This is a genomic window from Lactobacillus johnsonii, assembly GCF_014058685.1.
Classification (GTDB): domain Bacteria; phylum Bacillota; class Bacilli; order Lactobacillales; family Lactobacillaceae; genus Lactobacillus.
Genome location: NZ_CP059055.1, coordinates 598,165 through 611,285 on the forward strand (window position 1 = coordinate 598,165; position 13,121 = coordinate 611,285).

The following is a 13,121-nucleotide window of genomic DNA, read 5'->3' on the forward strand; positions in this document are numbered from 1 at the left end:
AGCATTATGCTTAACCCTATTTGTGTGAGTAGTTTTTATGATTTTGTTTTTGATTAAGTTAATTGAACTGATTTAGTCAAACAGTGTCCAAGGTTGACTTGGTCTATCATACAGATAACCTTTTTGCCAGTTCCATTCAGGATGTTGCTTCATAAAGTCTTTGGCGTCAAATGGTTCACCATCAGCTCTGCCAAAAATGCCCCACATATTCAAGTTTTCAATATCAGTGGCATCAGCACATTTACCATCACATGAACCACCTGGGAAGAAAGGTACATTCCAAACGCCATGTGGATCGTCAGCATAGTATTGTGGATCAACATCATAGTGAGCACAAATATCACGTGAAGAAGCACATTGATAGCCCAAATATGGATCATACTTATCTGCTAAGATTCTCTTAGCAACGCCATCATCAATTGTCCCAGATACCTCTGGTAATAATTCTTCAAAGCGTGCTCTACGGGCACCAGTTTGTTGACGAGTATCATTATAGCCGTTGTCAACACACTCAAGGTTACGAATCCGTGGATTGTGACAAGCATTACAGCCATAGTAGAAACCATCAGTTGATTCTAGCAATTCTTGGTGCTTTAATCCTTGTTCAAAGCGTGCGATTTCACCAGTATTAATGTTGCAAAGAAGCCAAATGTTAGCATAACCACCGTTGTTGCCTTCATTAACCAATTTTACCCATTGATCAATATTGTTTGCATATTGAGTAGCTTTCCGAGCACGAATAAATTCAGGCATTCCATGTACATCATAGCCAACAAAGCCAGCAATTGTTGTTTCAGTAATACCAAGACCAGCATCAGTAACGTAGAAGTCAGTCATTGAATCAATGTAACCAGGAACGGTTTGCATCTTAAATGCGTGACCATTAGTTGGATGAACTTCTTCACAAACATTAAAGTATTGACCACTCCAGAAGTCATCGAAACTTTCATGGGCAATAACTGGTTTACCGTCTCTTGTGGCAGATCCTGTAGCAACAAATCCGGAACAGTGAGAACCACGTGGGCCTTGAGGAGGATTGTTAGAATAATTAGCAGCTACTTGTGGCCACCAATAGCCAGTTAGTTCCATCCAATCATTCCAGCCGATAACGTCGTCAACGCTGGTTTCAAATCCATTAGCAGTAAAGCCATCAGCCATACCTTGCATTTCTTCCAAATATTCTTCTGGAATCTTGTCTTTGTGCATTTTAACTGCTTGATTGACAAAGAATGAATAGTCCATTCCATATAGTTCAAGTGTCATATGAGTGTAAACACGCACTGCATCCCTAAATTCATCAGTTAAAAGATAACCATGTTGGAAACCAATTTCATAAGGATCACCTTGAACTGTTAAATAATGCCAACCATTAACATCTTTTTTAGTAGCTTTTGCAACAATTTTACTTTGCGTATCTGTCAATGTCATAACATTCACCTTCATTTTTAAATCAATTAAAGACTAATCAGATAACATTGCAGTCCAATATGGAAGATTGATCTCAGCTTTTTCGTAAGCTGCACGTTCGGTATCAGTCAAATACTTCTTGTTAACTACAGTGTTATAAGTGTATTGATCCATCCATGAATTGTCCATGATAAAGTAGCCTTTGTGACCAGGCTTATCACCCCATGAATTTTGGACCTTCCATTTAGTTGGTTCATTGTCATGTAAATCAACACCACAAATTAACATAGCGTGAGTTGGCATACTTTCACGGTATTGTACACGAGTAGCCTTGTCTTTGCCTAAGCTAATACCAAATGAACGCTTCCAATCATAAACCTTTAAAGAAAGTAAGCCAGCAGGATTATTCCATTCTTGTAAGACATCACAAGCAAACCATACAGGTTCATCATCTTTTAATTGATCTATGACCATACGTCTCATATCATGCATTGGAACATTTAAGTAGCGAATATTTTTACCACCGACTACGTTATTGCATAGTTCAATACCATATGTTTGGTTGTACTTATAGCCACCACCAGGTAAGTTCATTAGTTCAACATAGTCATCTAAGTTAATATCTGCAAACTTCTTGTAAAATTCTAATGGTGTAACTTCACCAGTAGTATGATACTTCTTATTCTTATCACGATATTCATAAGTGAATTTTTCTGGAGGAGTACCAAAGCAGATACTTAAGACACGATAGTTTTCTTGGTTTAGTTGACGAATAACGCTTTTAATCTTTGTATCGGAAGCATTGTTGTTAACTAAATCACGTAATTTCATAGCATCTTTGTCTAATTTTCTGTTGTACATCCGATTAATTTCGGTAGTATTCCAGGCTGGCTTTGTTTCAGGCATTAATTCGTTTGGAACTAGACCATATTTTTCAATTAAGTTGGTCAATAGTGGCCAATCACCACCATCTTCTTGAGGAGTGGCGAGAAGGAACATAACTTCACGGTCGGATAGGGGCTTAGCAGCAGTTTTTACAATATTGTTGTAGAAGTAATTACCACGTTCCAACTTATCGTAGAAGAATAGGTAGTCTGGAGATAGTTCCATATCTTTTAAATTATGTTTCTTTTCAATTAAGAAACGAACAAAGTTTAAACCACTAAACATCCAGCAACGGCCAGAATGTTTTTGATTCATTACTTTATTTGAATCAACATCAATTGAAAAGTTAAAACTACTATTTTCAATTGCGCGTTCGTTAGTAATGGCTTTTTTAATACCATTTTTCATAACCGCATTTTGAGTAATACGTAATCTTTGAGTATCAAGAAAGTCTGATCTGATTGTTTTCAAATCAGTAGGGTTAATTTCAGACATAATACAATCTCTTTTCTAATATAAAACTAATTGTCGGCATCCGGTGGGGTAAGCTTATTGTCTTCAGCAGCCTTAAAGACGGAACTTGAAACTTGTTCATCTGGGCTGTAGTGACGCTTAATTGGCATACCCATTGGGTTTTGATCCTTAGACATAATTTCAGTAGGGACATTTGAAGAAACTTTTCCTGGTTTATTTAATCCCTCAATTTCCCAAGTAAATGGAGCGAATTTGTTGCGTGGATCAACCCATTCAGGGTGCTTCTTTGACATGATAAAGCAGATAGCCAAGATTACTGCAACGAGGATACAGATAATTACCACATAAGTTACAGGTGAACCAACTTCTGACTTAACTTGTGCTGGTGGGTAAATGGCTAATACAATGCCGAATACACTGGAAATTAAGCCGATACCAGCTACAATCCAAGCACCAACTTTACCACCAGGCACTTTAAATGGACGTGGACGGTTAGGTTGGTCGTATCTTAATCTCAAGAATGTGATGAACATTAAGATGTAGTAGAACATGTAAAGAATGGTAATAGTCTGAGTTAAAAGAATAACAAAGCCTTCGACGTTTGGAATTAATTTAACTAGATAGGCAATAATTGTCATACCTGCAATTTGTGTGTACATTAAGTGAGCAGGCATGTGGTGCTTGTTCTTTTCCTGGAACCATTTTGGTAAGAAGCCACTACCACCAGCTTGTCCAAGCATGAATGATGGACCAGCCATATTGGTAATAACATTAGCCAAAACGTTACATAATCCAGCCCAAACAAGAACCATATATAACCAAGGCATTCCGATCGTAGCACCTAATTCTCTGAAGACAGTGTTCAAAGAATAGATAACATTTAATTGGTTTTCTGGTACGACCATCGCAATAATCACAGTACCAACAACGAATATCAAGAAAACTAAAATAATAGTAATAAAAGTAGCTTTGGTGAAGTCTTTTTCAGGGTGCTTCAACTGCTTAATGTGAGCGGCATTAGTATCAATACCGGTATATGAGAAGAAGACCCCAGCAGCTAACGCTAAGGTACTCATTCCGTTCCACTTAGGAATTAAGCCTTTAGGAGTCATTGGAATAGCAGGAGTGTGGCCCTGACATAACCAAACGATAGCCAAAATAATCATGATAGCTAAGGGAATAAAAGTACCAATTAAAACACCATATTTTGCGACATTACTAAAAGCTTTAACACCTTTAGTAGCAATAAATGTTAGGATCCAATATAAAATTATGAATCCAGTCATGATTAACACTTCGTGTTGTGGGTGTTGTGCAAATTGAACAGCCTTATCATACATTGGTGTATAGAACATGATCGTAGCAGCATAGCTTGGCTTCCCCATACCAAAACTAATCATGGTTTGAAACCAAAGTATCAATAGACAAGTTAAAGCCCAGCCTTTACCAAGGCCTTCACCAACCCATCGAAAGATACCACCACGGTTGCTCCAACCAGATGCTAATTCAGCAGCTACTAAAGCCGTAGGAATGAAGAAGCAAATGGCACCAATGGCAAAATAAGTAACAGCAGACAAGCCGTAGAAGGCTTGCTGAACGTCATTACCAATACCAGCGATAATGGAGACGTTCATAAGTGTTAATGCAAGGATAGAAATATAAATCTGTTTGACAGATTTTTTTTCTTTTTCCTTTGCATCTTCCATCATTGTTATCATCTCCTAAATAACATACGTTAAAGAAAAAGCCAGGTGAGAATCACCTAGCTTTTCTTTGATTAACTTTGTAAACGATCAGTATTAATGGAGAAACTTAAACGAGATAAAGTTAATTCACGCTTTACTAAGTTGCCAACAGTTTTATGAGTAAGGTCAAGAACCTTTTGTGCATTAGCTGCATTAGCCTTAGTTAAATATTGAATTAGCTTTTGTCCACTTAATTTTTCAGCTTCTAAATCAGTTTGATGAATTAAGTGATTGGTAAGCTGATCAGCAGTAGGCAAAAATCCATCTAATCCACTTAATAGAGATTTCATTTCGTTATAACTTGGTTGAATTAAAGCAGCAACAGTTCTTGAGAGCCAATATGCTTCATTTGGATCATATGCATCAGTAGTGTTCTCATATTCGGGAGCAGTGCCATTGGCATTAGCATAAAATGGAACATAAGGGTTAAAGGCCGTTGGAGCAAAATTAAGCCATGCAATACCAGCAATGCCTGCTGGAACTTTATTTCTGATTTCGAGAATGTGTGATTCAGCACATCTTGCCATAGAAATTGGACGGAATTTAGTTCTATCATCTTTTGGTGTGTTATCAGCTAATGGATCATAGATCGTCTCATTATAGTGAGAGCTAAGAACATAACCAACATCTTCACGTTTTAACTTACGATTTGGCTTGAAACTAAAATCTAGGTCGTTGCTGGTAGGTGAGAAAGCAATATGTCCTAAATAGCGTTGACCAAACCAAACACGTGGTGTGTTATAGCAACGATCACGTGAATTAGATGTACCAAAAATATGGCGGAAGTTAAATTCATCAGGATCAGGGTTAAGATTATTTTCCTCTACAAATTCTCTAATGCCAGGAGCCCACATAAAGCGACTACTGTCATCAAAGTCGATATCTTGTAAGGAAACTTGGTTGGCTATTACAGCAGCTTTGTCATCATCAAGTTTTTCTGCAACCCAATAGTGACCTGTTGGAATTTCCATATACCAAATTTCATCTTTGTCACTAAAAGCAATTCCATTTCCTTCATGAGAACCATATTTTTCAATTAATTTTCCTAGGTATTGAACACCATCGCGAGCAGAATGAATAAATGGCAATACTATACTTAATAGAGCATCTTCACCAATTCCATTACTTACTAGTGGATCTAATCCCAATACTTGAGGATTCCCATATAAGCTTTCAGTAGCACTCATAGCAACGTTTTCACTGTTGATTCCACATTCACCGAATTGACCGTGAATTTTATAATCAACAAAAGGAGCCATTTGGTAACGAAGTGCATTTTCAGGTAGAGGAATATCTAATCCTGTTACATATGAATGAAAAGTTTGCTTTTCTGATTTAGCAGGAACAACTACAAACTTTACTGGCACGTTACATACTTCAGCGTCACAATCTCGTGCAATAATTGTCGAACCAGCAATATTGGCTTTTTTACCAACTAGAACAGTGGTACATGCCATATATAATCGTCCTTTCTAAAGATATTTTTCTCTTTAAATTGGGTTCATTGCGTTCCAGTATGGAAGCATTACTGGTTCTTTTTCATAAGCAGCAAGTTGTTCGTCAGTTAAGTACTTCTTATTGACAACAGTTTCGTAGGTGTATTGTTCCATCCAGTCATTGCCCATAATGAAGTAACCTTTGTGACCAACTTTTGGACCCCAAGAGTTTTGAATCTTCCATCTAATTGGCTTGTCATCACGCATGTCAACACCAGAGATAAGCATTGCATGTGTTGGTAAACTTTCACGGTATTCAAATCTCTTAGTCTTGTCAGTACCTAACTTAATACCAAATGAACGATCCCAGTCAAAGACTTTTTCAGTTAAAAGACCAGCTTGTGGTGCCCATTCTTGAAGAACGTCACAACCAAACCATACAGGTTCATCATCTTTCAATTGTTCAATAGCAGTCTTTTCCATATCCTTCATTGAAACGTTGAAGTAACGACTTGGTTGTCCACCAACCATATTGCCAGAAATTTCAACTCCGAATGGGGTGTTGTATGGATACTTTTCACCTGGTAAGTTCATTAACTCAACATAGTCACCTAAGTTAATGTCAACGAACTTCTTGAAGAACTCTAATGGAGTAATTTGACCAGTGGTGTGGTATTCATTGTTTTCGTCACGGTATTCATAAGTGAATTTCTCTGGAGGAGTACCTAAAGCAATAGCTAATACACGGTAGTTTTCTGCGTTCATTTGACGAAGTACACTCTTCATCTTTTCATCAGATGCATCACTGTTAGCTAAATCACGTAACTTCAAAGCGTCCTTTTGTAACTTTCTGTCATACATACGGTTTAATTCTTGAGAGTTAGCACTAACTGCATCTTCTGGCATTTCTTCGATTGGAACAATACCGTACTTTTCGATTAAGTCGACTAGTAATTGCCAATCACCACCATCTTGTTGTGGAGTAGTAAGTAACCAGTTAACTAGACGGTCAGACAATGGACGATCAGCTGTGTTAATAATGTTTTGGTAGAAGTAGTTACCCTTTTCTAGCTTGTCGTAGAAGTAAACGTAGCTAGGTGACAATTCCATGTCCTTAATGTGGTGCTCTTTTTCAATGTGGTAACGAATGAAGTTTAAACCTGAGAAGTCCCAGCAACGACCAGATTGTTTTTGGTTTAAAACTTTATTTGAATCAACATCAATTGAGAATACAAATGGGTGAGAATTAATTTCACTTTGATTTGTAATTGATTTCTTGATACCGTTCTTCATTACGGCATTTTGAGTGTTACGATACTTTGGTGTATCTAAAAATTCTGATCTAACTTGTTTTAAATCTTCATTATCAATTTGTACCATAATAATCTCTTTTCTTTAAAATCGATAATCTATTTAACTTTCATCAGTTGAAATCTCGTTGTTTTCATCAGCTTTAACAATGTCGTCGGATACTTGTTCGTTTGGCTTATAAGGACGCTTGATTGGCATACCCATTGGGTTTTGATCTTTAGACATAACAGTTGTTGGGACGTTTGATAAAGCCTTTCCAGGTTTCTTAAGTCCTTCAATTTCCCAAGTAAATGGGGCAAACTTGTTATTTGGATTTACCCAATCAGTGTGTTTCTTTGAAAGTTGATATAAAACAAAACAAACTATCAAAACAACAGCAACTAAGGCTAAAATAACAGAAACATAAACTATTGGTGAACCAACTTCTGCTTTAACTTGTGCTGGTGGATAGATAGCAAGAACAATTCCGAAAACCGATGAAATTATACCTACTCCTCCAACAAGCCAAGCCCCAAACTTACCACCTGGTACTTTAAATGAACGAGGGCGGTTAGGTTGGTCATAACGTAAACGTAGGAAAGCAGTAAACATTAAAATGTAGTAAAACATATATAAAACAGTGATTGTTTGAGTTAATAAGATAACAAATCCTTCAACATTTGGAATCAGTTTTACTAAGTAAGCAACAACTGTCATTCCTGCAATTTGCGTATACATTAAGTGTGCCGGCATATTGTGTTTATTGTTCTTTTGGAACCAATGTGGCAAGAAACCACTTCCTCCGACTTGACCTAACATAAATGATGGACCTGCCATATTAGTTACAACCATAGCAATTGTGTTGAAAAGTAGAGCCCAAACAAGAACCATGTACAACCAAGGCATCCCAATTGTTGATCCTAAAATCCTGAATACAGAGTAGAGAGTGTATAAAACATTAATTTGTTTTTCAGGAATAATCATAGCAATGATTACAGTACCAACAACAAAGATTAAGAAAGCAAGAATAATTGAAATAAACATTGCTTTTGTGAAATCTTTTTCAGGATGTTTTAGTTGTTTAATATGAGCTGCATTAGTATCAATACCTGTGTATGAGAAGAATACACCAGCAGCTAGAGCTAACGTACTCATACCATTCCACTTAGGAATCAATCCTTTAGGTGTCATCGGAATAACAGGTTGATGCCCTTGGGCTACCCACACAATAGCTAAAATAACCATAACCGCTAAAGGAATTAGACTTCCGATAATAACACCGTATTTAGCGATGTTGGAGAAAGCCTTAACACCTTTAGTAGCTAAATAAGTAAGGACCCAGTATAAAATGATCCAACCTGTCATAATCAACAATTCATGTTGTGGTGCTTGAGCAAACTTAACAGCTGCATCATAGTTAGGTGTATAGAACATGATTGTTGCTGTAAAACTTGGCATCCCCATCCCAAAGTTCAAAATCAATTGAAACCATAGGATAAGTAAACAGGTTAGTCCCCAGCCTTTACCTAAACCTTCACCAACCCAGCGGAAAATTCCTCCGCGGTTACTCCAACCAGAAGCTAATTCAGCTGCAACTAAAGCAGTTGGGATAAAGAAACAAATAGCTCCGATAGCAAAGTACGTTACTGATGCAAGTCCATAGAATGATTGCTGAACATCATTTGCTATTCCAGCAACTATGGAAACATTCATCATCGTTAGGGCAAGGACAGATATATAGGTCTTTTTCTGTTGAGTTTTATTGTCTTCCATGAAAATACCCACTCCTTCTAAAAGGCAAAAGAAACTAACTAAAAAGATGGTTGGCTTGTGAATCTGTTTTATTAGCAACATCTGTTATTGATAATAAAGAGCGCTAGTAAAAGTTAGTAGTTCACATGAGTTTTCATCAAAATAGAAAGTTAGTAAAAATAAATAGATATTTATATAACGACTTGCAAGTTTGAATAATAATTATCTATTCGCCTATTAGGGTAGATGTTGTAAAGTAAAAAATCAAATAATAAGACTCGGTATGTTATTTAAAGGAAAATAAGTAATCTGAGTGCAATAAAGATTAGTATAGAGAGCATTTAACAAGTCTATAATATTAAAAAACAGAAATTATATAATTATATACTGGCAATAGAAATAACAGCATTACGTGCTAATAAACTATGAGTTAAAAGTATACGAAAAGAGCATGTCTAGGAATGAAGTTTAGACATGCTCTTTAGAAAATTATTTATCTTCGTATTGTGTTTGTAAAATAGTATTAAAAAATATAATTAATGTTTAGAAAAATTATTTTTTAAATTATACTTAGTCATTAAATTCTTAACTTCTGTTGTCCATGAATCTTTTCTAATTTTAACGAACCAGAATGGTAAAAGTGTCAATACAATACTAATGATGGCTACAACAATGAAGTTGCTTAAAGTACCAACTGCAAAAGTAGCAATTAAAGCAATGATAATTGTGGCAATTAGTACAATAGAAACAATCCATGCAATAAATGTATTTCCGACTTTAAATGGACGTTTTAGGTTAGGTTTTTGCAATCTCAATTTAATAAATCCAATTGCCATAAATACATATACTACACAGTATAGAACTGTCGTAGCATTTACTAATTCTAGAAAGGCAGCGTTGATACCAGGAATTAATAGATATACTAAAGCAAAGAGGGAAATAATCGTAGCTTGAGTAAGGAGAACGGTATGTGAATCACCAAATTTGTCTGTCTTCCAGAATTTGAATTTTGGTGGATATAATCCCTTTTGTGCACTTGAAATAATAGTTTTTCCGGGTCCGGATGCCCATGCAGACAATTGAACACTTACCCCAATGAAGACTAGAATACTAAAGATATTAGCAATCCAAGATGGTAAGCCCAAAATTTTATCAAAAACAATAACTGGTTGAACGATATTGTTTAAGTCAATTTGTGAAGATGGAACTACCGCACTTTCTAGAAATCCATTTACGGTATTTAATAAGAACATGAATACTAAAGTTATTAAAACACCAATTGGATAGTAAGATACTTTTTTAATTCTAGTAATGTAAACCGATGACATCTCAATTCCCGTAAAAATAAAGATGATAGGAGAAAAATACTGAAGAGATTTCATATCGGTTGGATCCGGAATTAATTTAGTGGCATTAAAATGACCTAAAATAGAAGCAGGGTGAATACCGCTTTTGATTACTGCGCAAATACCCAGAATAGTCATTACAGCTAATGGAATATAAATTCCTAACCAAGCACCTATTTGGCCCGTAATCTTAGCCATATCGAATTTCATATTCAAAAATGTAATAATCCAATACACTACTAAAATAACGATGAGAGTAAATATGTTATTAGTACCTAGTTTATCTTGATTAATAGCTGTTGCCAAGAGTGGCGGTAGAGCAGAAGCAACCATAACCATTCCAGGAAACATTTGTACCCAAAGAAGCCAAGAAGTTGCAAACCCGAAGCTGGGACCTAATGAATTATTAACCCAAAGCTCAGGACCACCTTTTTCAGGAAAGGTACTACCAAATTCACCAGATATTAAACATATCGGTAAAGCAAATAGAAATGCAGCTATTCCCATGTAGAAGAACATTGTCCAACCACTACCGGCAACATCAGGAATATTACGAATACTTGCTGCTAGGGCCACCGTCATCCCAATAAAGGTCATTAGACCTACTTTTGAAGTTTGAGTTTTCATAACCTATACTTCCTTTAGATTAAAGAATTTCGTTTAATTTCTTCTCCATAGATTTAGCTATTCCCTTTGAATAGAAGTCAAATAGCTTATTGTCATTTAGATAAGGAGTCATAATAGCGGCACGTAACAAGGTTACAGAACCAACTTTGTTCCATTCATCTTTGGTAAAGCCCATCTTCTCGATAAATGGAACTGGTGAATCGCCATATGTATCTTTTCTAAAGATAGTGTGGGAGGTAAGGAATCTATTTGAGTAAACGTGACTATCGTACATTGATGAGAAGTCAAACATTTTTTCGTTTAATTCGTTTGTCTTTTCTAGACTAGTTTCACCATTAATCTTTAATACCCAATCAACCATGTTAAAGTCAGGGTTATCTAGTGGATAAACATCAACTTCTTTGCCTTTTACATTAAACTTCAATTTCTTTAAGAAGTTTCTGAATCTTTGAGCAGCTTCAATAGATGATCCAACTAAACGTCCATATCCTGTTACATTCAATGGAAGAGTACGATGTGCAGCCCAAACGGCAGCTGCAGTAGCACCAGCTTTCGATCCACCAATAATGTATGAACCTAACATGTCAGGTGCAGAAGCTGTCTTCTTTTCAAATACATATGGAGCAAAGTAAGAAATAACGTTACGCATAGCTTGATACTTAATGGCGATACCACCTGCTGAATATGGAACATAACCCATCTTGTGTGGATCAACTGTTACTGATTCAGCCTCTTCAATAGCCTTAAAACCACGGTAAACATGTTCAGAAATTCTAACTGGGTAATTGAATACATGGTGTTTCTTTAAGAGATCAGCTAATTGATCGTATTCTACAAAGTTTCCATTTTCATCCTTGAATAATGCACGACCATAACCACCGTAAGCAGCATCAACGTGAAGATAGAAGTAAACGCCTTGTTTTTCCATTTCTTTACGGAACTTAACGATACGATCTACTTCATCAACTTGTCCTTCTTCAGTAGTACCGACAACAGCTACAACGCCTAAGATTGGAATCTTCTTTGCAGCAAGATCCTTAATAGTGCTTTCTAACTTGTCAATATCCATTCTGAAGTCGCTCCTTACAGGAATTTGAATCATTTGATCCAAGCCAACTCCAGAAATATCTAAGGCCTTCAACCAAGAATAGTGCTTAGTGTAAGGAACAATGAACTTACCTAATTTTTGAATGTTTTTACCACTACGTGAAGAGTGGGCTTTAACTTCATCAATTTGTTCAGGTGTAAGAGTAGCAAGGATTTTTAGGACATCTTCGACAGACATGTTGAGCAATTCCCATTCGCTCTTACCCTTCACTTTATCTGGAACAACTTCCTTGAAAGCTAAAGGCATAGATTTAAATTGACGAGCGTACCATAAACCTTCAAGGTTAGCCATTGAACCATCATGAGTAATGTGACCCCAGCCATGCTTATAATCAAAAAGCTTAGCGAAGTCTTCACCAACTTCTGCTTCCATCTTTGAGGTTGCCATTGAAGATTCCAAAGCAACGTTATTACTATTCCATAGCATTGCGTAGCAGTATGCTAACATTGAGGGCATCAAGGTATCTGAATTCATTTGTCCCCAATAACGACCAGCTGACATCCATGGAATAGTGCCTGGCCGTAATCTTTGGTCCAATTCACTTAATACTTCATGTTGACGACGTAAAGAATCTTGATATTCTTTCTTTGTTTCCTCATTATCTGTAATGGCAGGAATATCGGAAGGAATATAATTCTTTCTCCATCCTAAATGGTTTTGGACCAATCTAGTTAATTCATTGAGATAGGTCGAACCATTTTCCGACTTATCACCAATAAACAATGATTTATAGTTTACATCTTCGCTCATTTTAATAATCCTCCTTTTAAAATAAGCAGCGCTTATTAAATAACGCTTCTTCACTTTCAGCATTCAGTATAATTTAAAAAAAAAAAAAAGCAATAATTTACCCTCGAGAGATGAAAAAGCAATAAATATATAACTATTTATTCTTGAAGTTAGAGCTAGGAAAAACATAAAAAGGACACCTAACAATTACACTAATTTTTTAGGTGTCTTTTAAGCACAATATATACAATATATTGGATACGAAAAATTTGTTTTTTTAATTTTCTACTGCTATGGTAAGCATGAGAGTAAATATGTAGCT

General features: G+C 36.1%; 8 protein-coding genes. All 8 read right to left on the reverse strand.

Annotation, left to right across the window (positions count from 1 at the left end):
• Positions 1–72: 72 nt before the first annotated feature.
• The gene (locus H0I41_RS02765) at positions 73–1,428 is read right to left on the reverse strand and encodes a C45 family autoproteolytic acyltransferase/hydrolase (RefSeq protein ID WP_004896881.1); all 1,356 of its coding nucleotides are present in this window, start codon (positions 1,426–1,428) and stop codon (positions 73–75) included.
• 33 nt (positions 1,429–1,461) lie between these two features.
• Entirely contained in the window at positions 1,462–2,787 is a 1,326-nt protein-coding gene (locus H0I41_RS02770; protein WP_135014434.1) for a C1 family peptidase, read from the reverse strand.
• A gap of 26 nt (positions 2,788–2,813) precedes the next feature.
• Positions 2,814–4,475: an APC family permease gene (locus H0I41_RS02775; protein ID WP_428844861.1), complete on the reverse strand. Its 1,662-nt coding sequence runs from the start codon at positions 4,473–4,475 to the stop codon at positions 2,814–2,816.
• A 68-nt stretch (positions 4,476–4,543) separates the two neighbouring features.
• Positions 4,544–5,968 carry a C69 family dipeptidase gene (locus H0I41_RS02780; protein WP_061400261.1) on the reverse strand — a complete coding sequence of 475 codons (1,425 nt, stop codon included), beginning with the start codon at positions 5,966–5,968 and terminating at the stop codon, positions 4,544–4,546.
• A 33-nt stretch (positions 5,969–6,001) separates the two neighbouring features.
• Positions 6,002–7,327, reverse strand: coding sequence for a C1 family peptidase (locus H0I41_RS02785; RefSeq protein WP_011161664.1), 1,326 nt, complete (start codon positions 7,325–7,327; stop codon positions 6,002–6,004).
• A gap of 33 nt (positions 7,328–7,360) precedes the next feature.
• Positions 7,361–9,010: an APC family permease gene (locus tag H0I41_RS02790; RefSeq protein WP_011161665.1), complete on the reverse strand. Its 1,650-nt coding sequence runs from the start codon at positions 9,008–9,010 to the stop codon at positions 7,361–7,363.
• A 515-nt stretch (positions 9,011–9,525) separates the two neighbouring features.
• Entirely contained in the window at positions 9,526–10,962 is a 1,437-nt protein-coding gene (locus H0I41_RS02795; RefSeq protein WP_228099743.1) for an amino acid permease, read from the reverse strand.
• Between the two features lie 19 nt (positions 10,963–10,981).
• Entirely contained in the window at positions 10,982–12,820 is a 1,839-nt protein-coding gene (gene tdc / locus H0I41_RS02800) for a tyrosine decarboxylase (protein ID WP_135014433.1), read from the reverse strand.
• Positions 12,821–13,121: the final 301 nt, after the last annotated feature.

Bases quoted from the DNA above. Each gene is read 5' to 3' on its own strand.
- H0I41_RS02775 (WP_428844861.1), bottom strand. From the start codon at position 4,475: ATGATGGAAGATGCAAAGGAAAAAGAAAAAAAATCTGTCAAACAGATT.
- H0I41_RS02785 (WP_011161664.1), bottom strand. From the start codon at position 7,327: ATGGTACAAATTGATAATGAAGATTTAAAACAAGTTAGATCAGAATTT.
- H0I41_RS02790 (WP_011161665.1), bottom strand. From the start codon at position 9,010: ATGGAAGACAATAAAACTCAACAGAAAAAGACCTATATATCTGTCCTT.
- H0I41_RS02795 (WP_228099743.1), bottom strand. From the start codon at position 10,962: ATGAAAACTCAAACTTCAAAAGTAGGTCTAATGACCTTTATTGGGATG.
- tdc (WP_135014433.1), bottom strand. From the start codon at position 12,820: ATGAGCGAAGATGTAAACTATAAATCATTGTTTATTGGTGATAAGTCG.
- H0I41_RS02770 (WP_135014434.1), bottom strand. From the start codon at position 2,787: ATGTCTGAAATTAACCCTACTGATTTGAAAACAATCAGATCAGACTTT.
- H0I41_RS02780 (WP_061400261.1), bottom strand. From the start codon at position 5,968: ATGGCATGTACCACTGTTCTAGTTGGTAAAAAAGCCAATATTGCTGGT.
- H0I41_RS02765 (WP_004896881.1), bottom strand. From the start codon at position 1,428: ATGACATTGACAGATACGCAAAGTAAAATTGTTGCAAAAGCTACTAAA.